At 70.3% G+C, this 22,874-nt stretch carries 20 protein-coding genes; 13 read left to right on the forward strand and 7 right to left on the reverse strand.

Annotated features, from left to right (window positions below; genetic code table 11):
- Window positions 1-24 precede the first annotated feature (24 nt).
- A complete protein-coding gene (locus tag EL493_RS15280) occupies window positions 25-2,985 on the forward strand; it encodes an AMP-binding protein (RefSeq protein WP_022567344.1) in 2,961 nt (986 codons plus the stop codon).
- A 60-nt stretch (window positions 2,986-3,045) separates the two neighbouring features.
- Here EL493_RS15280 and rffA read toward each other — a convergent pair whose 3' ends face one another.
- Together rffA and EL493_RS15290 are read right to left on the reverse strand one after the other, a co-directional pair.
- Entirely contained in the window at window positions 3,046-4,122 is a 1,077-nt protein-coding gene (rffA, locus tag EL493_RS15285; protein WP_232017326.1) for a dTDP-4-amino-4,6-dideoxygalactose transaminase, read from the reverse strand.
- A 56-nt stretch (window positions 4,123-4,178) separates the two neighbouring features.
- Window positions 4,179-5,219 carry a glycosyltransferase gene (locus EL493_RS15290; protein ID WP_051719610.1) on the reverse strand — a complete coding sequence of 347 codons (1,041 nt, stop codon included), beginning with the start codon at window positions 5,217-5,219 and terminating at the stop codon, window positions 4,179-4,181.
- 285 nt (window positions 5,220-5,504) lie between these two features.
- On the opposite strand from EL493_RS15290, the gene EL493_RS15295 reads away from it, so the two are divergent.
- Genes EL493_RS15295 through EL493_RS15305 form a run of 3 tightly spaced genes read left to right on the forward strand, consistent with a single transcriptional unit; the run spans window position 5,505 to window position 8,431 of the window.
- On the forward strand, window positions 5,505-7,757 hold the full coding sequence (locus EL493_RS15295) for a membrane protein (RefSeq protein ID WP_019046503.1): 2,253 nt from the start codon (window positions 5,505-5,507) through the stop codon (window positions 7,755-7,757).
- The gene (locus EL493_RS15300) at window positions 7,754-8,197 is read left to right on the forward strand and encodes a GtrA family protein (protein WP_019046504.1); all 444 of its coding nucleotides are present in this window, start codon (window positions 7,754-7,756) and stop codon (window positions 8,195-8,197) included. Before EL493_RS15295 ends, EL493_RS15300 begins: the two co-directional genes overlap by 4 nt.
- 9 nt (window positions 8,198-8,206) lie before the next feature.
- Entirely contained in the window at window positions 8,207-8,431 is a 225-nt protein-coding gene (locus EL493_RS15305) for a Trm112 family protein (RefSeq protein WP_019046505.1), read from the forward strand.
- On the opposite strand, the gene EL493_RS15310 is transcribed toward EL493_RS15305, so the two are convergent.
- A complete protein-coding gene (locus tag EL493_RS15310) occupies window positions 8,415-9,632 on the reverse strand; it encodes an MFS transporter (protein ID WP_019046506.1) in 1,218 nt (405 codons plus the stop codon). The two genes, EL493_RS15305 and EL493_RS15310, sit on opposite strands and share 17 nt — an antisense overlap.
- A 110-nt stretch (window positions 9,633-9,742) precedes the next feature.
- Here EL493_RS15310 and EL493_RS15315 point away from each other — a divergent pair, with 110 nt between their 5' ends.
- Both EL493_RS15315 and EL493_RS15320 read left to right on the forward strand, forming a co-directional pair.
- Window positions 9,743-10,654, forward strand: coding sequence for a LysR family transcriptional regulator (locus tag EL493_RS15315; protein ID WP_019046507.1), 912 nt, complete (start codon window positions 9,743-9,745; stop codon window positions 10,652-10,654).
- Window positions 10,655-10,750: 96 nt separating this feature from the next.
- Window positions 10,751-11,557 (forward strand): class I SAM-dependent methyltransferase, encoded by an 807-nt coding sequence (locus EL493_RS15320; protein ID WP_019046508.1) that lies wholly within the window; start codon window positions 10,751-10,753, stop codon window positions 11,555-11,557.
- A gap of 1 nt (window position 11,558) precedes the next feature.
- Here EL493_RS15320 and EL493_RS15325 read toward each other — a convergent pair whose 3' ends face one another.
- The 4 genes from EL493_RS15325 to EL493_RS15340 form a co-directional block, all read right to left on the reverse strand.
- Window positions 11,559-12,194, reverse strand: a complete 636-nt coding sequence (locus EL493_RS15325) for a TetR/AcrR family transcriptional regulator (protein ID WP_019046509.1) — start codon at window positions 12,192-12,194, stop codon at window positions 11,559-11,561.
- Window positions 12,195-12,216: 22 nt separating this feature from the next.
- The gene (locus EL493_RS15330; protein ID WP_019046510.1) at window positions 12,217-12,981 is read right to left on the reverse strand and encodes an ABC transporter permease; all 765 of its coding nucleotides are present in this window, start codon (window positions 12,979-12,981) and stop codon (window positions 12,217-12,219) included.
- Window positions 12,978-13,712 carry an ABC transporter ATP-binding protein gene (locus EL493_RS15335; RefSeq protein WP_019046511.1) on the reverse strand — a complete coding sequence of 245 codons (735 nt, stop codon included), beginning with the start codon at window positions 13,710-13,712 and terminating at the stop codon, window positions 12,978-12,980. Before EL493_RS15335 ends, EL493_RS15330 begins: the two co-directional genes overlap by 4 nt.
- Window positions 13,713-13,785: 73 nt before the next feature.
- Window positions 13,786-15,306: a multicopper oxidase family protein gene (locus tag EL493_RS15340; RefSeq protein WP_019046512.1), complete on the reverse strand. Its 1,521-nt coding sequence runs from the start codon at window positions 15,304-15,306 to the stop codon at window positions 13,786-13,788.
- A 211-nt stretch (window positions 15,307-15,517) separates the two neighbouring features.
- Between EL493_RS15340 and EL493_RS15345 the strand changes: the two genes are divergently transcribed.
- From EL493_RS15345 to tyrS, 7 genes are all read left to right on the forward strand, one after another.
- Window positions 15,518-16,705, forward strand: coding sequence for an NAD(P)/FAD-dependent oxidoreductase (locus EL493_RS15345; RefSeq protein ID WP_019046513.1), 1,188 nt, complete (start codon window positions 15,518-15,520; stop codon window positions 16,703-16,705).
- A 4-nt stretch (window positions 16,706-16,709) separates the two neighbouring features.
- On the forward strand, window positions 16,710-17,588 hold the full coding sequence (locus EL493_RS15350; RefSeq protein WP_019046514.1) for an RNA polymerase sigma-70 factor: 879 nt from the start codon (window positions 16,710-16,712) through the stop codon (window positions 17,586-17,588).
- A 33-nt stretch (window positions 17,589-17,621) separates the two neighbouring features.
- Window positions 17,622-18,770, forward strand: coding sequence for a low temperature requirement protein A (locus EL493_RS15355; RefSeq protein ID WP_019046515.1), 1,149 nt, complete (start codon window positions 17,622-17,624; stop codon window positions 18,768-18,770).
- 27 nt (window positions 18,771-18,797) lie between these two features.
- Window positions 18,798-19,421, forward strand: a complete 624-nt coding sequence (locus tag EL493_RS15360; RefSeq protein ID WP_019046516.1) for a DNA-3-methyladenine glycosylase — start codon at window positions 18,798-18,800, stop codon at window positions 19,419-19,421.
- A gap of 107 nt (window positions 19,422-19,528) precedes the next feature.
- The gene (locus EL493_RS15365) at window positions 19,529-19,954 is read left to right on the forward strand and encodes a DoxX family protein (RefSeq protein ID WP_019046517.1); all 426 of its coding nucleotides are present in this window, start codon (window positions 19,529-19,531) and stop codon (window positions 19,952-19,954) included.
- A gap of 188 nt (window positions 19,955-20,142) precedes the next feature.
- Window positions 20,143-20,991 (forward strand): alpha/beta fold hydrolase, encoded by an 849-nt coding sequence (locus EL493_RS15370; RefSeq protein ID WP_019046518.1) that lies wholly within the window; start codon window positions 20,143-20,145, stop codon window positions 20,989-20,991.
- Window positions 20,992-21,061: 70 nt separating this feature from the next.
- The gene (tyrS, locus tag EL493_RS15375) at window positions 21,062-22,348 is read left to right on the forward strand and encodes a tyrosine--tRNA ligase (RefSeq protein ID WP_019046519.1); all 1,287 of its coding nucleotides are present in this window, start codon (window positions 21,062-21,064) and stop codon (window positions 22,346-22,348) included.
- Window positions 22,349-22,874: the final 526 nt, after the last annotated feature.

Here is a 22,874-nt window from a genome sequence, read left to right on the forward strand (position 1 = left end):
TTCAGCAGGGTAGGCCAGGTGGGAATGGTGGATATCAGTCCAAAAGGTGTGGTCGGTTCGATGCAGCGGTTGCTGGCGACCGCGCAGAACGGGCTGGAGGTGATCCGCTTCGGCGGATTGGCGCACGATGTCGAGTCCTCGCCGTTCGAGGTCGTCGAGCGCAGACGCATGTACCGATTGCGCCACTACTTCCCCGACGACACGGCCGCGGGCCGTCCGGTGGCGCTGCTGGTGCCGCCGCTGATGGTGAACGCCGACATCTGGGACGTGAACGCGGCAGGCGGCGCCGTCGGGATCCTGCACGCGAGCGGAATCGACTGCTGGGTGGTCGATTTCGGCTCGCCCGCGACCGAGGAGGGCGGCTGGGAGCGCGACCTGGCCGACCACGTGCTCGCGGTGAACTCGGCCATCGACACCGTCTGCGAGGCCACCGGTTCCCAGGTGCACCTGATGGGCTACTCGCAGGGCGGCATGTTCGCCTACCAGACCACCGCCTACCGGTACGGCAAGGGCGTCGCCTCCATCGTCACCTTCGGCAGCCCGGTCGACATCGTCGCGGGCATGCCGTTCGGCCTGCCCTACGGCATGGTGTCCGAGGTCGCCGACTTCCTGGCCGATCACGTGATGCACCGGCTGCCCATCACCGAATCGATGGTGCGCATCGGGTTCCAGATGCTCGACCCGGTCAAGACCGCCAAGTCCCGGATCGACTTCCTGTTGCAGCTGCACGACCGGGAAGCGTTGCTTCCCAAGGAAAGGCAGCGCCGCTTCCTCAACAGCGACGGCTGGGTGGGCTATTCGGGTCCGGCGGTGGCCGACCTGCTCAAGCAGTTCGTCGCGCACAACCGGATGATGCTCGGCGGCTTCGTGATCCGCGATCATCCCATCTCCCTCGCCGAGCTGAAGTGCCCGATCCTGGCCTTCGTCGGCGAGGTCGACGACATCGGCCAGCCCGCCGCGGTGCGGGGCATCGTGCGCGCCGCGCCCAATGCCGAGGTGTACGAAGCGAGCCTGGTGGCCGGGCATTTCGGTCTGGTCGCCGGATCGATGGCCACCAACCACACCTGGCCGATGGTGCGCGACTGGGTCACCTGGATGGAGGGCAACGGCACGTTGCCCGAGCAGATCACGCCCATGCAGGAGCACGTGCCCAGCAACGCGCCCCGCACGGCCGCCACCCGGATGGTGCACACCGCGGCCTCGCTGGCCGAGGCGGGCGCGGGGGTGGGCAAGGTGCTGGAAGGCATCGCGGGCAACACGATTCGCGGGTCGGTCGAGATCGCCGGCGAGGCCGCGCGGGCCCTGCCGCGCCTGACCCGGCTGGGCATGATCCAGCCGCACACCCGGATCTCGCTGGGCAAGCTGCTCGGCGAGCACGCCAAGCGGGCGCCGCAGAAGGATCTGTTCCTCTTCGACGACCGGGTGCACACCAATGCCGCGGTCGAGGTGCGCATCGACAATGTGGTGCGCGGGCTCATCTCGGTGGGCGTGCGCCCGGCCACCCGGATCGGCGTGGTCATGGAGACCCGGCCCAGCGCGCTGGCCGCGGTCGCCGCGCTCTCGCGCCTCGGCGCGGTCGCGGTGTTGCTCGCGCCGGGTGCCGAGCTGGACCGCGCGATGGAGCTGACCGGCGTGCAGACGCTGATCACCGACCCGGAGAATCTGCGGCTGGCCGCGGCCACCGGGGCGCGGGTGCTGGTCCTCGGCGGCGGCGACACCCGGCAGCTGTCGGTGCCGACCGGTGACCGGGTGATCGACCTCGAGCAGATCGATCCGTCGAAGGTGCGGGTGCCCGCGTGGTTCCGGCCCAACCCCGGCCTGGCGCGCGAGCTCGCGTTCATCCTCGTCATCGGGACCGGTGACCGGCTCGAGGCCAAGCACATCACCAACCACCGGTGGGCGCTGTCGGCGTTCGGTACCGCCAGCGCGGCCGACCTCGACCGCCGCGACACCGTGTACTGCCTTGCGCCGCTGCATCATTCGTCCGGCCTGCTGGTGAGCCTGGGCGGCGCGATCGCCGGCGGCAGCCGGATCGCGCTGGCCCGGCCGATGGACATGGAGCCCGGCCGCTTCGCCGAGGAGGTGCACCGGTACGGCGTCACCGTGGTCACCTACACCTGGACGATGCTGCGCGACCTGCTCGACGCGCAGGTCTTCCCGGCCGGGCACAACCACCCGATCCGGCTGTTCATCGGCTCCGGCATGCCCGCGGGGCTGTGGCGGCGCACCCTCGAGCAGTTCACCCCGGCCCGCGTGCTCGAGTTCTACGCCTCGATCGACGGCGACGTGGTGCTGGCCAACGTGCCCGGCACCAAGATCGGCTCCAAGGGCCGGCCGGTGCCGGGGACCGCGCAGGTGGAACTGGTCGCCTACGACCCGGTCACCGAGCAGATCCTGGTCGGTGACGACGGGTTCGCGCGGCGATGCGCCGACAACGAACCGGGACTGCTGCTCGGCCGGTCGGTCGACGGCGGCGACCTGTCCGACGGCGGGCTGCGCGGGGTGTTCCGCGCCGGGGACGCGTGGTGGCCGACGGAGAACCTGTTCCGCCGCGACGGCGACGGCGACTACTGGCTGGTCGACCGGCGCGACACCGTCATCCGCACGGCGCGCGGCCCGGTGTTCACCCAGCCCATCGTGGACGTCCTCAACGACATCACCCCCGTCGACATGGAGGTCGCCTACGGGCTGACGACGCCGTCGGGCACGCTCGCCGCGGCCGCGCTGAGCGTGCGCAGCGGGTTCCGGATCGAGCCGGGTGACGTCACCGAGGCGATGCGGGCGCTGGCGAAGAACCAGCGTCCCGACCTGGTCTACGTCGTCGACGAGATCCCGCGCAGCACCAGCTTCCGGCCCTCGGCCACCGCGGTCCAGGCGGCGGGCCTGCCCAAGGCGGGCCCGGACACCTGGATCTACAACCGCGACACCGACACCTACGAGGTGCTCACCGACGCCGCGGCCGCCACGCTGTTCGGCGGCGAGTAGCCGGCGAAGCGCGGGTCGCCTGCGGGCAACCCGCGCTTCGTCCGGTGACGGTGTGGTGGGCTAGACCCGGTAGGCGGTGACCGCGTCGACGACGCGGGTCAGCTGGTCCTCCGACAGCAACGGCCACAGCGGCAGGCGCACGATCGTGGCCGAGAAGTTCGCCGACCGGGTGCACGGGACCGGCGTGCGGCCGTACTTGAGGCCCGCCGGGCTCGAGTCCAGCGGGATGTAGTGGAACGGTGCCACGATGCCGCGCTCGGCGAGGTGGGCGATGATGCCGTCGCGGCTGTCCTCGGTGGGCATCCGCAGGTAGAACAGGTGCGCGGTGTGACCGCGGTCGGCGGGCACCGTCATCGGGCGCACGTCGTTGCGGGCGGCCCACTCCGGCAGCGCGGCGGCGTAGGTGTCCCACACGCGATGGCGCTGCCGCTGGATGGTGTCGAACTCGGCCAGCTGCGCGTCCAGCACCGCGGCGTTGAGTTCGCTGGGCAGGTAGCTCGAGCCGATGTCCTGCCAGGAGTACTTGTCGACCTGGCCGCGCAGGAAGCGGGCACGGTCGGTGCCCTTCTCCCGCATGATCTCCGCGCGGCCCATCAGGATCTCGTCGGACAACAGCAGCGCGCCGCCCTCACCGCAGTGCACGTTCTTGGTGTCGTGGAAGCTCTGGGTGCCCAGCGTGCCGATGGTGCCCAGTTGCCTGCCCCGCCAGGTACCGCCCAGGCCGTGCGCGTTGTCCTCGATGATCGCGACACCGTGCTGGGCGGCCAGCGCCAGCAGCGGTTCCATGTCGGCGGCCACCCCGCCGTAGTGCATCACGACGATCGCCTTGGTGCGATCGGTGATCGCGGCCGCCGCGGCCGCCGGATCGATGTTGCCGGTGCTGTCGTCGATGTCGACGAACACGCACGTCGACCCGCGCAGCGCCATCGCGGTCGCCGCGGAGGTGAACGCGAAACTCGGGACGATCACCTCGTCCTCGGGGCCCAGCTCGAGCAGCAGCGCGCCCAGCTCGAGCGCGTGCGTGCACGAGGTGGTGAGCAGCGTGTGGGCGGCGCCGGTGATGGCCTTGATCTTCGCGGTGGCCGACTTGGTGAATTGACCGTCGCCGTGGCTGTGATCGGAATCGAGCACGGTCATCAGGTTGGCGCGCTCGGCGGCGGCGCGGAACGGCCTGCTGAAGATGATGCGGTCGTTCACTCGTGGTGACCCTTCTCCGTCGCGGCCGCCGGCACCGCGGCGTCGACTCGATGGTTCCCGACCGGCGCAAGCATCGTATCCGGGCGCGGGGTGGGGGTCTCGACGGTCAGGTACAGCGGCTTGCCCACCAGGATGTGCAGCGCCACACCGAGATACTCGGCGATCAGGCCGAGCGAGAACAGGATCGCCCCCGAGCACAGCAGCAGCACGACGATGATCGACGCCCAGCCCTCGGGATCGTGGTTGTCCTGGGTGAGCGCCTGCACGATCACCACCCCGGCCATGATCACCCCGGCCAGCGCGAGGGTCACCCCGAGCATGCTCACCAGCCGCAGGCCCCGGGTGCCGCTGCACAGCACCATCTTCCAGAACAGCGAGAACAGCCGCCGGTAGTTGTAGCCGGATTCGTCCCTGCCCTCGGCGCGCAACACCACCGGCACCTGCACCGCGTTGCCGACCACCCAGGTCAGCGCCACGTCGAGGTAGACGCCGTTGGCGGCGACCTCGGCCAGCTGACGCCCGATGTCGCCGCGGATCAGCCGGAAACTCTCGAACCGCGTCGAGTCCGGGAACGCGAACACCGTCGCCAGCACGATCTTCGCGCCGCGCGAGGTGAGGTTGCGCAGGAAACCGTGCGGGCGGGTGTTGGTGGGCTTGGAGTAGACCAGGTCGGCGCGCGAGGCCAGCGCCGCGTCGAGGAAATCGCCGACGAAGGCCGGATCGTGCTGGCCGTCCTCGTCCATGGTGACGATCCAGTCGCCGCGCGCCGCGGCCATGCCCGCGATGGTCGCCGCGTCCTGGCCGAAGTTGCGGCTCAGCCACACCGGCCGCACCTGCGGGTAGGTGCGCGCGAGTTCCTGCAGCACCACATCGGAGCGGTCGGGGCCGTTGTCGTGCACGAGGATGATCTCCTCGACCGCGAACCGCGCGCCCGACGCCGTGGTGGACGGGCCGGTCAGCCGGTCCAGCTCGGTGACCAGCGCCGCGATCGTCTCCTCGCCGCGGTACACCGGGACGACCACCGACACCGAATGCACCGGGCCCGACCCGTCGCGGTCGGGCGCACCGGCGCGCAGCACGGCACCGGGACGGGACGAAGGGGCGGAAGGAATCGGCATCGTCGACTTTCGGGTCAAGGTGCGGGAGTGCCAGCGGTGTGCGCACTTTAACATCGGGATATGGCGGCTCGTGGTGCGGATCTCGGCTGCTCGGCGGCCACTCGGGGCGGCCGGGCGATGTGGGCGTGCGGCGGTGCCGATGCGGCCGGTTGCCTGTAGGGTCTGGTCCTCGTGGTGGAAAGTAGAACCCCTCCCCGTCGTGCCGTGTACCTGTGGGGCTTGATCACCTCCCTCGGAGTGATCGCGGGCTATGGCGCGGTTCTGCTGGCCAATGCCAGGCACTTCTACACCGACGACACCGAATCGCAGTACGTGCCGCTGTGGGTGATGCTCGGCAGGCGGCTGCGCGACGGCGATCTGCCGGTGATGGTGCCCGAGCACTGGATGGCGGGCAACTACTCGATCGAGGAAGCCGGCCTGCTGAATCCGCCGCAGCTGCTGATCGATCTGATCGCGCCCTCGGTGGACAACCTGGTGCTGTACGCGACCGTGGTGAAGCTGATCTTCGCGATCATCCTCGGGCTCGGCGTCTACCGGATCTGTCTGGCCTACGGCTCGAAGGTGCAGTGGGCGGCGCTGGCGGGTGTGTCGATCCCGTTCACCGGCTGGCTGCTGTTCTTCGACGAGGCCAGCTGGATGACCGCCTTCACCGGCACCGCGTGGATGGCGCACGCGTGGGCGTCGGGCATCCGCTACGCCCGTGGGCCACAACTGCTGGCGCAGCGGCAGCCCGCCGGGGAGCGGGTCGGCTACTGCGGGCCGATCTCGGTGTTCGTGTACCTGTACCTGGCCATCTCGGTGCAGTACATCTTCCCCGCCGTCGAAGCCGGCCTGATGATCGGCGCGGTCGCGGTGGGCGAGCTGATCTACCAGAAGGCCTGGCGGCCCCCGCTGCGGCTGCTGGCGGTGTCCGGGCTGGCCGCGCTGGCCGGCCTCGCGACCTACCTGCCCAGCATGCTGTCGGCCAAGGTGACCTGGCGCGGCACCGCCCAGATCAACAACGACCAATTCCTCACGGTGCCGTGGTCGGAATCGCTGAACGCCAGTCTGCCCTCCACACTGCCCGCCTTCACCTCCTGGTGGGGCTATGTGCAGCCGCTGCCGGTGGTCTACATCGCCTGGTTCCTGATCCCGGCCCTGGCCTTCGTCGACTGGGGCAAGGCGCGGGCCGCCTGGCGCGAGCTCAGCGGTCTCGGTCTGTTCGCGATCGCGGCGCTGATGTGGACCGCGGGCCCCGGCACCATCGGCCCGCTGCGCTGGCCCGCCCGCGTGCTGCCGATGGTGGCGCTGGGTCTGCTGCTGCTGGTGTGCGTGCTGCTGGGCCGGTTCGCCACGTTCAAGGACTGGCGCTCGCGCGGTATCGCCGGCGCGGTGCTGATCGGGCTGCTGTGGGTGCGGTCGTTCTCGGCCGACCCGCACAACTGGGTGACCCATGTGGTCGCCGCGCTGGTCCTGGCCGCGCTCGGCGCCGGGGTGGTGTGGCTGGCGGTGCACCGGGGCACCACGGCGGCGGTCGCGCTGGCGATCGTGGCGGTGTTCCCGATCGCGTACTTCCAGGTCGACCGCGCGCAGCCGACACCGATGAGCTGGAACCTGCCCGGCGACCGCGCCGCGGCCATGGCGGCGTTCCCCGACTTCGCGGGCACCACCCTGCAACTGGGTGACCGCGCGCTGATCCAGCCGGGGGAGCGCACCCTCGACGGCGCCTACGGCTCGCTGGTCTTCGGCAACTACGCCAAGGACCTCGAACTCACCTACGTCAGCGGCTACACCCCCAACGGGCACTACTGGTTCGGCGACATGCTCTGCATGCGCTGGGACACCAGCGTCTGCCCCGACGCCTACCGGCGCGCGTTCGCGGTGGAGCCGTCGACCGGGAAGACGATCGTCGACCTGATGAACGTCGACCGGGTCGTCCTGCAGCGCGCGCTCTACCCGGACGCCCGCGCTCAGGAAGCCCCCGCGGGCTGGAAGTGGGTCGACTATCCGGGCCACGAGAAGTACATCGCGGTGCTCGAACGCGAGGACGGCCTGATCTCCACCCGCAACGGCCGCGTCTCGGCGGTCGAGGGCGGCACCGCGGTCTCGGTGTCGGAGTCCGACACCACCAGCCGGGTGCGGGTCAGTTCGGAGAACGGTGGCCGGGTGGTGTTCGCCCGCCTGGGCTGGCCGGGCTACCGGGTGAGCATCGACGGCAAGGACGTGCCGTTCAAGGTCGTGGCGAAGAGTTTCGTCGCGGTCGACATCCCCGCGGGCACCCGCAACGGCGACCTGGAGCTGACCTGGCGTCCGCCGGGCTGGAAGATCGGCGGCGCCGCCATCGTCCTCGGCCTGCTTGGCCTCGGCCTGTTCCAGTGGCTGTACCTGCGCGGGCGCAAGCCCGAGGACGAGCAGCAGGCCCCCGACGCGGAGTCGATCCCCGACGACGACGCCGAACTCGCGGACGCGGTGCGATGACCACCGAGGCGGTACCGGCGGGCGGGGTGCTGGAGACGCCGGGCCCGCTGCTGCGAATCGTGAAACGCCAGGAGCTGGCCTTCGCCATCGTCGGCGGGTTCAACACCCTGCTCGGCATGGCGCTCGCTGTGTTCTGGCTGGGCGTGCTCGGCGACGGCAGGCCCGGCCTGGCGGTGGTGCTGGCCTACGCGGTGAGCACGGTCGTCGCGTTCGTGCTGCACCGGACGCTGGTGTTCCGGGTCCGCGGGCACGTGCTGCGCGATTTCGTCGCCTTCTGCGGAGTGAACGCGGGCGGCCTGATCCTGAACGTGATCCTGGTGGAAGTGGCCGTGACCGCGCTGGGTTTCCCGGCGGCGCCCGCGTCGGTGGTCGTGATGGGACTGGTCGCGGTGCTCAGCTTCTTCGGGCACCGCTACATCTCGTTCCGGCGGGCGCGGTAGGTTAGGGGCATGGCGCACGAATCCACCATCGACGCAACCTTGCTCGGCCTGCTGGCCTGCCCGCAGGACAAGGGCCCGCTGCAGCTGGTGCGCACCGAGGCCGACGCCAGCGTGCTCTACAACCCGCGTCTGCGCCGCGCCTACCCGATCGACAACGGCATCCCGGTGCTGCTGGTCGACGAGGCCCGCGATGTCGGCGAGGCCGAACACGAGTTCTTCACCGCCCAGTCCTGAGCGGTACCGCGAACAACGCCGCGGCGCTGGCGAGCAATCCGAGCCCGGTGACCGCCAGTGCCGTCCGCGCGTCCGTCAGCTGCGCGAGCACCCCGACCGCCACCGTGATCACCGCGACGACCGCGCTGCCGGTGACCGTCCACGCGGTCAGCACGCGCGTGGTGACCGCCCGGTCGACGCGTTCGAGCCGATAGGTCGCGAACACCGGCGTGAACACCGCCATCGACGCGACGATCGCGGTCTGTACGGCCAGGACCAGCACCATCCCGGCCGGTCCCGCCGGCGTCCACGCCAGGCCGGCCGACCAGGCGACCCGCGCGACACCGGCGCCGCGCAGCACGGCCGAGGTGCCGAACCGCCGCACCAGCGGTCCGGTCAGCCGCGTGGCCGCGAGTCCGCCGAGACACGGCAGGCCCAGCATCACGCCGTACTGCCAGGTGGCGAATCCGAGATCGCGGATCAGCAGCACCGTCAGCACCGGCGCCGAGCCCATGATCAGCCCGTTGACCAGGCAGGTGTTCATACACAGCCAGCGCAGGGCCGGATCGGCGAGGATGATCCGCCAGCCGACGCCGGCACCGCCCGCATCCGGCGCGGCGTCCGGTGTGACCGCGCGAGTACGGATCCGGCCCAGCGCCCACGCCGAGCCGAGGTAGCTGAGCGCGTCGAGCACGACGGTGATCGCCGGCCCGAACACCCCGAGCAGCACCCCGCCGGCCGGCGGGCCGGTCGCGGTCACCGCCCACTGGGTCGCCTCGAGCCTGCTGTTGGCCGGGAGCAACAGGTCGGACGGCACCACGGCTCGGAGCAGCGCGCCGCGCGCGGCGGTGAACACGATGGTCGCCGCCGCGGTGAGCGCGGCGACCAGCACCAGCTGCGCGTAGCCGAGCACGCCCGCGAACCAGGCGACTCCCACACTCGCCAGCAGCCCGCACCGCACCAGGTCCGCGCCGATCAGCACCGCCCGTTTCGGCGCGGACTCGGCCCAGCCGCCCAGCGGTGCCGCCAGCAGCGCCCCCGCGGCGGGCGCGATCGCGGCCAGCGCCGCCACCCCGACCGCACCCACGCCCAGCTGGGTGACCGCGAGCAGGGCGAACGAGTCGAGCGCGATCCGGCTGCCGAGGGTGCTGATCCCGAACGAGGCCCACAGACGGGTGAAGTCGGGACCGAGCCGGGGCGCCGTGACGGCGGTGCTACGCATGCCCGACACCGAAACACCGTGTGCCCCCGGTGATCAAACAACGCACCCCGCGATGCGGACAACCAGCGGTTGTGCGGCCTTGTCGGTGGCCGCGCCTAGGGTGGGAAACCGTGGATTTCCGAGCCGTCGCGACCTTTGTCGCCGTCGCCGACACCGGCCAGTTCCAGGAGGCGGCCGCCGAACTGCGCATCACCCAGCAGGCCGTGTCCAAACGGATTGCGGCCCTGGAGAACACGCACGGCGCGCAGCTGTTCCGGCGGACCCCGCACGGTGCCGAGCTGACCCCGGCCGGACACGCGCTGCTGCCGCACGCCCGCGACATCCTGCTGGCCTGCCGCCGCGCGGAAGCCGCCCTGCGTCCGCGTCCGCTGCGGGTCGACGTCATCGCGACCCGGGTCGGCTCGGCCGCCCTGCTCCAGCGGTTCCATCACGCCCACCCCGCCGTGCCCCTGGATATCGTCACCCTGCGCGGCGACGCGGCCGTGCGCGCCGTCGCCGACGGCGAGATCGACGCCGCCCTGCTCTCGGTGCCCGCGACCGCGGCACTCCCGGATACCGTCACCGCCCACCGCGTCTACGACGAACCACTGCAACTCCTCGTCGGCGCGGAACACCCTCTCGCCGAACGGCATTCGCTGCGCACCGCCGAGCTGCGGACGGTGCCGCTGTGGATGCCGGGCCTGGTGGCGGGCACCGAGTGGGACGCCTACTACCGCGACCTGACCGCCGCCTTCACCCTCGACATCGACCGCGCGGGCCCCAACTTCGGCATGGAGGACCTGCTCGACTCCCTCACCGCCGACCCCCGCCTGGCGACCCTGATCAGCGTCGACACCCGGATCGACCCCGGCTCCCGCCCCACGCTGCGCCGCATCGATCTCACCGGCCCGACCCCCTGCTACCCGTGGTCGATCGTGGTCCGCGCCGACGACGCCCACCCGTCCCTGCCCACCCTGCTCATGCACCTCGCCCACCACCGCCCGCCCGAACCCGCCGACCGCTGGCTCCCGCCCGGGACATAGCTCCCCACAACGGTCACGGGCGAGTTAGGGTTACCTCAGTCACCGCCGGATGCGGTGGTGACGCCGACCGTCCGGCGACCGGAAGAGGTGTCTTCGATGTCCGACGACGTAACCCTGAGCGGTGTCCCGCTGACCATGCTCTGGACCCTGCACAACCGCGGTTCCGAGGTGAAGCGACCCGACGCGGTCCTCACCGACCCGGACTGCGAACGCCTCTACGACACCATCGATTTCGACTATGCGCGCACCTTCGGCGCACCCGACGGCACCCACGCCGTGCGCTCCGCGCGCTTCGACGCCGCGCTGCGGCCCTGGCTGGCCGCCCACCCCGGCGGCGCGGTGGTCGAGCTCGCCGCCGGGCTGGAAACCCAGTTCCAGCGCTGCGACGACGGCGTGGTGCGCTGGTTGTGCGTCGACGTGCCGGACGCCATCGCGATCCGCGGCCGGTATCTGCCGCCCACCGAGCGCTGCGCCCACCTACCGATCAGCGCGCTCGACCTGACCTGGCTCGACCACGTCGACGCCGCGCGCGGCGTCTTCGTCACGGCGCAGGGGCTGCTCATGTACTTCGAGCCCGCCGACGTGCGCCGCCTGGTCACCGCCATCCTGGAACGGTTCCCCGGCGTCGAGCTGATGTTCGACACCATCCCGCCGTGGTTCTCCCGCAAGACCGTGCGCGGCTTCCGCAAGACCCCGGACTACACCGCACCGCCGATGCCGTGGGGCGTCGAACGGAGCAAGATCACCGCGCTGCTGCGGTCCTGGACCTCGGCCGTCGACACCGTGACGGTGAGTTCCTACGGTCCCTCGCACGGTCCGCTGGCCGCGAGCCTGCCGCTGTTCGGCGCGCTGCCGGTGCTGCGCGACATCCCGCCCGCGATCGTGCACGTGCGCGCCCGCTGAATCACCCTGTGCCGGTATCGATCTCGCCGGTCAGGTAGCGCTGCACCGACGGACCGACCGTGGCTACGACCTGATCGATCGGCATCGATGCCAGCGGTTCGATGCCGACGATCTTGCGGGCGGTGAGCACCCCGATCATCTGCGCGGCCGCCAGCGACACCCGCGCCCGGCCGTCGTCGGCCGGCGTGGCGATGCGCAGCCGCACCCGCTCCAGCACCACCTGGAGCAGGAACGACCGGGCCAGGCTCATTTCGCCACCCGCGAATATGCTGCGCACCATCGCGACGATCCCCGGCCCGGCGGGGGAGTCCCACACGCCGACCACCGCGCGCACGATCGTCGCGCCCAGTTCGTCGAGCGGCGCGCGATCCACGGCGCCGAGCGTGGCCTCGGGATCGACGGGGAACTCCACCGCTGCCGCGAACAACTGCTGTTTGGTGCCGAAATAGTGGTGCACGAGAGCGGGATCCACCTCGGCGTCCCCGGCGATCGCCCGGATCGAGGTCTTGTCGAAACCGGTGTCGGCGAACCGGACCCGGGCCGCCGCCAGGATCGCCGCCCTGGTGTCGGTGTTGCCGGGCCTGCGTCCGGTGCGCCCGGATCTGGCTGTGCCCGAATCGGATTCGCCGTCACTCATGTCCGTCCGCTCTCCTCGTCCGCTACGGGGTCCGTCGACGCAGGGTAGCCGCACCCAGGCACAGGGCCACGATCGCGAACCCGGCGACCACCGCGATGTCGCGCCACATCGTCGCGGTGGGTTCCGGCGACACCGACACCTGCTGCAGCGCGTCCACCGCGTAACTCAACGGCATCACATTGCTGATCGCCTCCAGCCAGCCGGGCAGCCGGTCGCGCGGCACCAGCAGCCCGCACAGGAAGATCTGCGGCGCCACGATCACCGGCATGAACTGCACCGCCTGGAACTCGGTGCGGGCGAACGCGCTGGCCAGCAGGCCCAGCGCCACTCCGCACACCGCGTCGACCATGGCGATCAGCATCACCCAGCCCGGATTGCCCGCGGCCTGCATGCCGAGCAGCCAGAACGACACCAGGCACGCCACCGCCGCCTGGGCCGCGGCGGCCAGCGAGAACGCGCTGCCGTAGCCGGCGAGCAGATCGAGCTTGCTCAACGGCGTGGTGAGCAGCCGTTCCAGCGTGCCGGAGGTGCGTTCACGCTGCATGGCGATGGCCGTGATCAGGAACATCACGATGAACGGCAGGATGCCCAGCATGGTGATGCCGACGCGATCGAAGATGGTCAGCGGCGCGTGGGGCGCCTGCGGCGCGTCCTGGTAGATGAAGTACAGCAGCGTCATCAGCAGGGCGGGCACCACCAGGATCATCGCGACGGTGCGGTGGTCGTTGCGCAGCTGCCGCAGGATCCGGCCGGTGGTGGAGGTGTAGGGGCGCAGGGTGGTGATCATGCGCGCTCTCCCATCGTGATCAGCGTGAGGAAGGCGTTCTCGAGGTTCTGCTCGTCGGTCCGTGCGCGCAGTTCGTCGGGACTGAGCTGGGCGAGCAGTCTGCCCTCGCGCATGAGCAGCAGCCGGTCGCAGTGGTCGGCCTCGTCCATCACGTGACTCGACACGAGCAGGGTGGTGCCCGCCGCGGCCAATTCGCGGAACTGCTTCCACAATTCGACCCGCAGCACCGGGTCCAGACCGACGGTCGGTTCGTCGAGCACCAGCAGTTCCGGCTTGCCGACCAGCGCGCACGCCAGCGAGGCCCGGGTCTTCTGGCCGCCGGAGAGCTGGTCGCCGAGCTGGCCGGCGTGGTCGAGCAGGCCAACGCCCGCGAGCGCGGAATCGACGTCGTCGCGGTCGCGACCGTAGAGCGCGGCGTAGTAGGCGACGTTGTCGCGGACGCTGATGTCGGCGTAGATGCTCGGCGCCTGGGTGACATAGCCGACCCGGCGCCGCAGCCCGGCGCTGCCCGCGGGTTCACCGAGCACGGTGACGCTGCCCGATTCGACGATCTGGGTGCCGACGATGCTGCGCATCAAGGTGGTTTTGCCGCAGCCCGACGGGCCGAGCAGGCCGGTGATCGAGCCGCGCGGAATGTCGAGGGTGAGCCCGTGCAGAACGGTGCGTTTGCCGCGCTGGACGGTGAGGCCGTCGACCTGGACGGCGACCGGCGGCGGAGCGGGGTGCGACATGGTCGCCTCAATTCATCGAGTGTTGAATTCACTACGTGATGAATTTAGCGCGACCCGGTCGGCACGGCAAGGGTCAATGCGCGTGTCTCGGGGGTGTCGATGCCTGCTGACCTGGCTCGACGACCACGAACTGGCCCATCATCCCCACGTCCTCGTGCCAGAGCAGGTGGCAGTGATACATGTACGGCGTCGCCGGATCGGCGGGCCCGTCGAAGCGCAGTGCCAGCGTCGCGGTGGTGCCGGGGGCCAGGAAGACGGTGTCCTTCGGGCCGGTCAGCGCGGGCGGTGGCGGACCGCCCGCGTAGTCGAGAACCCGGAACTGCACGTCGTGGACGTGGAAGTTGTGCGGCATCCCGTCGACGTTGCGCACCACCCACTTCTCGGTCGTCCCGCGCGTGACGGTCGCGTCGATGCGGTCCATCGCCATCGCGGCGCCGTTGATACCGGCCAGGGTGAGATCGAAGGCGCGCTGCACCGTAGCGTCGGCGCCGTCCGGTGTCGACGGTGGGACCAGCGCGGCGGGCAGCTCCGGCGAGGGGCGCAGGGTCGCGGCGGCCCGGAGTTCCAGGATGTCGAACCGGTCGTCGCCGCCGGAGAACCGGTTGGACCAGAAGTCCAGGCCCGCGTCGAGCCGCTCGCTGCGCAGCACCGAGCGCTCGCCCGGCCGCATCCGCACCACGATCTCGGCCCGCTCGCCCGGTGAAAGCTGCACGGCGGTCAGGGTTTCGGGGCGTTCGAGCAGTCCACCGTCGGAGGCGATCAGCGAGAACCGCTTGCTGTCACGGAAGGCGAAGTTGTAGATCCGGGCCGTCGAGGCGTTGAGCAGCCGCAGCCGGACCAGCTCGTCGCCGACCTCCTGATACGGCGCGAGGGTGCCGTTGACCAGGATGCGGTCACCGAGGAAACCGATGTCGCGGAAGACCGCGTGGCTGCCGTCGAAGCGGTCGCCGCGCAACCGCATGTCCTGCACGATCACCGGGATGTCGTCGACGCCATAGGTGTCGGGCAGCGGCAGCGCCGCGGCGGCCGGATCGTCGATCAGGAACATGCCCGCCAGTCCGCGGCGCACGTGGTCCTCGGTGGCGCCGTGCGGATGCGGGTGATACCAGAGCGTCGACGCCGGTTGTGCCACGGTCCATTCCGGCGTCCAGGTGGCGCCGGGGTCGACCATCTGGTGCGGTCCGCCGTCCATGGCGGCGGGCAGATGCATGCCGTGCCAGTGCACCGTGGACGCTTCGGGCAACTGGTTGCGCACCCGGACCCGGACCCGCTCGCCGCGCGCGGCCCGGAGGGTCGGGCCGAGGTAGCTGCCGTTGAAGCCCCACGTCTCGGTGGCCCGGCCCGGCTCGAATTCGGTGGTGCCGGAACGCATGTCGAGATCGAAGACGCGGGTGCCGTCGGGTGCGGCCGTCGAGTCCGCCTGCGGCGGGATCGCCAGCGGTCGCGCGAAATCCGTGCTGCCGACAGTCGAGACGTCGGCCCCGGCCCAGGTCCAGGTCACCAGGCCCGCGATCGCGAGCACCAGGGTGAGGGCGAGCGCGCCCGCGCCGAGCAGTACCCGGCGCAGCCTGCCGGGGCGTGAAGGGGAAGCCATGTCCCGACGGTAGGAACCGCGTCCGGGCCCGCGCATCGGGAAGCGTCCCCCATCTGACCCTGGTCCGCACCCTGACGGTGGTGAATTGACGCAGCTCGGCACCGGTTTCCGGACACCCGTTCCATGCTGTGACGCGGGTCACATACGCCGGGTGTCACGTTCCGGCGCGGTCGTTTGTCCCATCCACAACCCATCGAGAAGGAGCACCGCCATGAACACCACCCCGCACCGCATCGTCGTCCTCGGCGCCGGCTACACGGGCATGCTCGCCGCGATCCGGCTCGCCCACCGCACGCGCAAGCTCGACGTCCGGATCACCCTGGTCAATCCCTCGGCGCGGTTCACCGAGCGGCTGCGCCTGCACCAGATCGCCGCCGGGCAGGAACTGGCGAACCACCACATCCCGGCGCTGCTCGACGGCACCGGAATCGGCTTCGTGCAGGGCCGGGCCACCGCCATCGACCCCGACGCGCGGCGAGTCCATGTCGACAGCGCCGGTGTCCTCGACTACGACGAACTGGTCTACGCCCTGGGCAGTTTCACCGACACCACCGCCGTCCCCGGCGTCGCCGACCATGCCTGGACGTTGAACGACCCCCGCCTGGCCCACGAATTCGCCGGCCGGCTCACCGCACTCGCCGCCACCCACGGCACGGTGACCGTCTGCGGCGGCGGTCTCACCGGGATCGAAGCCGCCGCCGAGATCGCCGAAAGCCACCCCGACCTGCGCGTCACCCTGATCAGCGCGACCGAACCCGGCGCGATGATGGGCGACAAGGCCCGTGCCCACCTGAACACGGTGCTGGATCGGCTCGGCATCGTCCGCCGGGTGGGAGTGCGCGTCACCAAGGTCCTGCCCGACGCGGTCGAACTCGCCGACGGCACCCGCGTCGACGCCGACCTCACCCTGTGGACCAGCGGTGTCCGCGTCGCGGCACTGGCGGCCGAGGCGGGCATCGAGACCGACGCGCGCGGCCTCATCGTGGTGGACCCGACCCTGAAGTCGGTGTCACATACCACGATTCACGCCATCGGCGACGCGGCCGCGATCCGCCAGGCCTGGGGCACCGTCCACGGCACCTGCCAGAGCGGGCTGCCCACCGCCGCCTACACCGCCGACACCATCGCCGCCGACCTGCGCGGCAAGCGGGTGCGGCCCTTCCGTTTCGGCTACTTCCACCAGCCGGTGAGCCTGGGCCGCCGCGACGCCGTCATCCAGTTCACCAAGGCGGACGACACTCCCGGCCGGTTCTACCTGACCGGCTGGGCCGCGCGGACCTACAAGGAGCTGGTCAGCAGCAGCCCGGTGCCCTCGTTCAAGATGAGCCGGAAGATGGCCGTGAGCGTCCAGCTGTCCAAGGGCGGCAAGGCGACTCGACGGACCATGCGTCATGGTTGACCACATGCCGGATCAGGACCCCTTTCTCGAGCACCGCCGACTGCTGTTCTCGACCGCCTATCGGATGCTCGGCACGGTCACCGACGCCGAGGACATCCTGCAGGACGCCTGGCTCAAATGGCACGGCACCGACCACGCCGCCGTCGCCCACCCGAAGGCCTACCTGGTCCGCACCGTCACCAATCTGGCGCTGAACCGGCTCACCTCCGCCCAGGTGACCCGCGAACGCTACGTCGGGCCGTGGCTGCCCGAACCGGTGCTGACCTCACCCGACATCGCGGAGGACACCGCCTTGGCCGACACCGTCTCCACCGCCATGCTGGTGGTCCTGGAAACCCTGACCCCCGTCGAACGCGCGGTCTTCCTGCTGCGCGAGGTGTTCGGTTACACGCACGCCGAGATCGCCGCCGCGCTCGACCGCACCGAGGCGAGCGTGCGCCAGATCGCGCACCGCGCCAAGAACCACGTGCAGTCGCGCCGCCCCCGGTTCGACACCGACAAAGCCGCCCGCGCCCACATCACCGACCAGTTCATGGCCGCCTGCGCGGGCGGCGACCTCAACGCGCTGATGGACCTGCTCGCTCCCGACGTCACCTGCTGGTCCGACGGCGGCGGCGTCGTCACCGCGGCCCGCAGACCGCTGCACGGCCCCGACCACGTCGCCCGCTGGATCCTGGGCGTGCTGGCCAAACCCGCCTCGGCCGGAATCGAACTCAGCGGCGCCGAGATCAACGGCGAACTCGGCGCGCTCGCTTCGATCGCGGGCAACCCCGGCGCCGCCTTCACCTACGACCTCGTCGACGGCCGCATCCACAACCTGCGCTTCCAGGTCAACCCCGGCAAGCTGACCGGCCTGTACCGCGGCACCGAACTGCTGGGCTGAGCGCGCGATGGACACCCGACCTACTATTCGCCGGTGACAGATACATCTCCGGCACCGAGCCCCGACGGCGGGCAGGTCCGGGTCTCCACCCTCGAACTGTTCTTCGACCTCGTCTTCGTCTTCACCATCACCCAGCTCACCCATGTCTTCGTCCATCACCCCGGCTGGGAGGCGCTGCTGCAGGTGGCGCTGATGTTCGGGGTGATCTGGTGGATGTACGGCGGATACGTGTGGCTCACCAACGAGGTCGCGCCGAACAGTTCCGCCCGCCGGACCTGGCTGCTCGTCGGCATGTCCGCGTTCTTCGTCCTCGCGCTGGCGGTGCCGGATGCCTTCCACGGCACCGGTATCGCGTTCGGTGTCGGGTACGCGCTGGTGACTGCGATCCACACGGCCATGTTCGCCTCGGCCGGCGGCGCGTCGGCCGGTCTGGCGATCCGGCGGATCGGGCCGCTCAACGCGTTGTCGGCGGCGCTGGTGCTCGGCGGCGGATTCACCCATCCGCCGGTGCAGTATCTGCTGTGGGCGGCGGCGTTCGCGGTGCAGGTGCTCAGTCCCTACCTGGTCGACGCGGGCGGCTTCGTCGTCCGGGCCTCGCACTTCTGCGAGCGGCACGGGCTGGTGATCATCGTCGCGCTCGGCGAGTCCATCGTCGCCCTCGGTGTCGGCCTGGCCGACGAACCGATCACCGTCGCGCTGATGGCGATGGTCGCCCTCGGCCTCGCCCTGGCGTACGTGCTGTGGTGGGCCTACTTCGGGTTCGACGACGAACGCGGCGAGCACGCGCTGGCCGCCCGGCCCGCGGGGGAGCGGGTCCGGCCCGCGCTCGTGGCCTACGACTACGCCTACTACCCGATGCTGATCGGCGTCATCCTCACCTCGGCCGGTATCGCGCTGAGCATCGCGCACGGCGGCGAGCCGGTGGGCTGGGGCGCGGCGGCCGCGCTGTCCGGCGGTGTCGCGCTGTACTTCGCCGGGCAGGCCTGGTTCCGCGCCACGCTGCGGCTGACCGGCGCGCGCAGCAGGCTGCTCGGTGCCGCCGTGGTCGCCGCGACCACCCCGATCGGGGTCTACACCATGGCGTGGGCGCAGCTCGCCGCGCTGGTGGCAGTCGCCTACGCGGCCGTCATCGCCGACGACCGGCGGATCCTGCGGGCAGGCCACCACAGCGTCTACGCCTGACCGGCTCGCGCGCGGCGATGGGACACAATGGCGGTCGTGTCCGCTCAGGAACTGGCCGTCGACCCACCCACCGCCGCGCGCAGACTGCTCGGCGCGACTCTCACCGCGGGCCCGGTGTCGCTGCGCGTCGTCGAGGTCGAGGCCTACGGCAGTGACCCGGCGGGCCCGTGGCCCGATCCCGCCGCGCACTCCTGGCCGGGACCGACCGCCCGCAACGCGGTGATGTTCGGGCCCGCCGGGCGCCTGTATGTCTACCGCTCGTACGGAATCCACCTGTGCGTCAACGTGACCACCGGTTTCGACGGTATCGCCGGGGCGGTGCTGGTGCGGGCCGGCGAGGTGACCGACGGGCTCGACCTCGCCCGCGAGCGCAGACCCGCCGCCCGCAAGGACGCCGACCTGGCCCGCGGCCCCGGCAATGTGGGCAGTGCGCTCGGCATCAGCCTGTCCGACTACGGAACCGAACTGTTCGATCCCTTCTCCGGCGTGCATATCGAACTGAATCCCCCTGTGTCACCGGCGGATATCGCCACCGGTCCCCGGGTCGGCGTCAGCCTCGCTGCCGAGGTGGCATGGCGATTCTGGCTCCCCGCGTCGCCCGCTGTCTCGGTCTATCGGCGCAGTCCACGGGCGCCGGGCCCGGTGCTGTGAACAGCGTCGGAAAAAATCTTCACGGACAGCGATGAGTTCCCGGGTGACGGTCCGTCCTATCTGTTGAACGCGCTACCCACCGAGCGCCACCGACCGAAGGACGAGAAATGACCACCACCACCGCCACTTCCGCGAACCTCTCCACCACCGCCTACCGCCCCGGCAAGATCCGCAACCGGGTGCTGTGGACCCTGCAGGTGGTGCTCGGCCTGTTCTTCATCATCGCCTCGGGCGGCCCGAAGCTCGTCATCCCGAACATGCTGATGGACAACGCCCCCGAGAACCTGACCATCCCGCTGGGCCTGCTCATCTTCATCGGCGTCGTCGAGGTGGCGGGCGGCATCGGCCTGATGGTCCCGCGGGTCAGCGCCCTCGCCGCGGCCGGGCTGTCCGTCCTGACCGTGCTCGCCGCCGCGACCCAGGCCTTCATCGCCGACGCGCCGTCGATGGCGATCTTCCCGCTGGTGCTGGCCGCGATCTTCGCCTGGATCGCTTACGAGCGCCGCGCCACCGTCTGGTCGCTGGTCCGGTGACACCCCGGCCACGCTGACCATCGCCGGACCTCCGGGTCCGGCGATTTTCGGCGTCCGCGGGCGACGGTGGGGTTGTCCGCGGACACAAGGTCCCGGCGCGGAACTCGTTGGCGAATCCTATGGGAGACGGGCGGGTTGCGGTGCGACGATCGATGTCCACATGCCCGACGCCGTTCGCAGGAGTTTGCGTGCTCACCTTCACCAGCAGTGACGACATCACGATCCATGTCCGCTCCTGGCTACCGACGGCCGCGGAACCGGTGGGCGTCGTGCAGATCGCGCACGGCATGGGCGAGCACTCCGACCGCTACAGCCATCTGGCCACCATGCTGGCCGGGCTCGGTTACGCCGTCTACGCGCCCGACCATCGCGGCCACGGCTACAGCATGTTCTCCGAACCGGGTCAGCTCGGGCCCGACGGCTGGAACCTGCTCGTCGCCGACCTGGTCACGCTGACCGGTCTGCTGCGCGACCGCCACCCCGGACTGCCGCTCACGCTGTTCGGCCACAGCCTCGGTTCCTTCGCCGTGCAGCAGTACATCCTCGACCACTCCGCTCTCGTCGACGAGGTCGTGCTGTGTGGGTCGACGGCGGTGGACGGCCTGTTCGACAACATCATGGCCGCGGGCGGCGACCTCACCGCCTTCTTCAACGCCGCCTTCCAGCCCACCCGCACCGACGCCGACTGGATCAGCAGCGACGAAGCGCAGGTCGACGCCTACATCGCCGATCCCTGGTGCGGCTTCGCGATCGACGAGACCAATATGGCGCTGCTCGCCGCCACCGCGTACCAGCGGCTGGCCGACCCCGGCACGGTGCGCACCGACCTGCCGGTCTACGTGATGGTGGGCGACCGCGACCCGCTCAACGACAGCACCCGTCTGTCCGATCTGCTCGTCCAGCGCTACCGCGACGCCGGCCTGACCGACCTCACCTACCGGATCTACCCCGGCGCGCGCCACGAGGTACTCAACGAGGTCGACCGCGACACCGTGCACGCCGACCTCGCCGCCTGGGTGACCCGGGCCCGCGTCTGAGCGGCCCGCGTTCGTTCCACCGCCCGGCCTGCGCGCGGGCGGTGGAACGAATACGGAAAGATGGAGCACCGTGACCGGCGACATCTTCGACGAACTGACCTGGCGCGGCCTGATCGCGCAGTCCACCGACCTGGACGAGCTGCGGGCGGCGGCCGCCGCCGCGCCGCTGACCCTGTATGCCGGCTTCGACCCGACCGCGGCGAGTCTGCACGCGGGTCATCTCGTTCCGCTGCTCGCGCTCAAGCGTTTCCAGCGCGCCGGTCACCGGCCCATCGTCCTCGCCGGGGGTGCCACCGGCCTGATCGGCGACCCGCGCGATGTCGGCGAGCGCACCATGAACTCCACCGACACCGTCGCCGAATGGGCGCAGCGCATCCGCTCCCAGCTCGAGCGTTTCGTCGACCTCGACGATTCGCCCACCGGCGCGGTGATCGCGAACAACATGGACTGGACCGGCTCGCTGTCCACCGTCGACTTCCTGCGCGATATCGGCAAGCACTTCTCGGTCAACGTGATGCTGGCCCGCGACACCGTCAAGCGCCGCCTCGAAGGCGAGGGCATCTCCTACACCGAGTTCAGCTACATGCTGCTGCAGGCCAACGACTACCTGCAGCTGCGCCGCGAATACGGCTGCACCTTGCAGGTCGGCGGCTCCGACCAGTGGGGCAACATCATCGCCGGCGTCGAGCTGAACCGCCGTGTCGACGGCGCGCACGTGCACGCCCTCACCGTCCCGCTGGTGACCTCGGCCGACGGCAAGAAGTTCGGCAAGTCCACCGGCGGCGGCAGCCTGTGGCTCGACCCGGAACTGACCAGCCCCTACGCCTGGTACCAGTACTTCGTGAACACCGCCGACGCCGATGTCGTGCGCTACCTGCGCTGGTTCACCTTCCTGAGCAGGGAGGAACTCGACGCGCTCGAACAGGCCACCGCCGAACGCCCGTTCGCCCGTGAAGCACAGAAGCGTCTCGCCGCCGAGATGACCACGCTGGTGCACGGCGAAGCCGAGACCCATGCGGTCGAACTGGCCAGCCAGGCGCTGTTCGGTCGCGGCGAGCTGCGCGATCTGCCCGCGTCGACACTCGGCGCGGCCCTGCGGGAGACCGCGATCGACGGCAAGGTCGCCGAGGTCGTCCCCGGTGAACCGAACACGATCGTCGACCTGCTCGTCGCCTCCGGCCTGGCCGAGAGCAGGGGAGCGGCCCGGCGCGTGGTCAACGAGGGCGGCGCCTCGGTGAACAACGAGCGCGTCGGCGACATCGACTGGACCCCGTCCGACGCCGACTACCTGCACGGCGAATGGTTGGTGCTGCGCCGCGGCAAGAAGAACATGGCCGGCGTGCGCCGGATAGCCTGATCGCATGGCGGAGGCCTGAATCACATCCGTGTGATTCAGGCCAGCGCCTGCGCCGGTCGCGTCCCGCTGACCTGCGCAGATCCCCTGCTCTCCAGGCGATTTGACGCAGCGTTATCCGGCGCGTAACTTAGTGGAAGTCAGAGCGACACGGACACCAACCCGGAGCTGAGACGCTGGTCCAGAGGATCGGCGGGGCGAGGGAAAACGCGGTAGGACGGGGAAGCGCCTGACGTTGCCTCAACTGTGTGACCAGATCTGGATTGACTTCGTCTGGGAGCTCGGTTAGGCTGGAACAGTTGCCCTGCAGGAGATTCGGACAAGATCCGATGATTCCGCTTGTGCGTGTGTTCTTTGAGAACTCAATAGTGTGTCGATGAATGTCAGTGCCAATTATTATTGGCTCCGCTTCTCATACCCCCCGGTTGAGGAGTGGACATTGTGAATGTCAGCAAACTTTTGCTGGTGTTCGGTTTTGCTAGGTTTTCGGACTCTAGTTAGATATTTCTGATTACATCCTTCGGGGTGT

It is taken from the genome of Nocardia asteroides (assembly GCF_900637185.1).
In the GTDB taxonomy this organism is placed as follows: domain Bacteria; phylum Actinomycetota; class Actinomycetes; order Mycobacteriales; family Mycobacteriaceae; genus Nocardia; species Nocardia asteroides.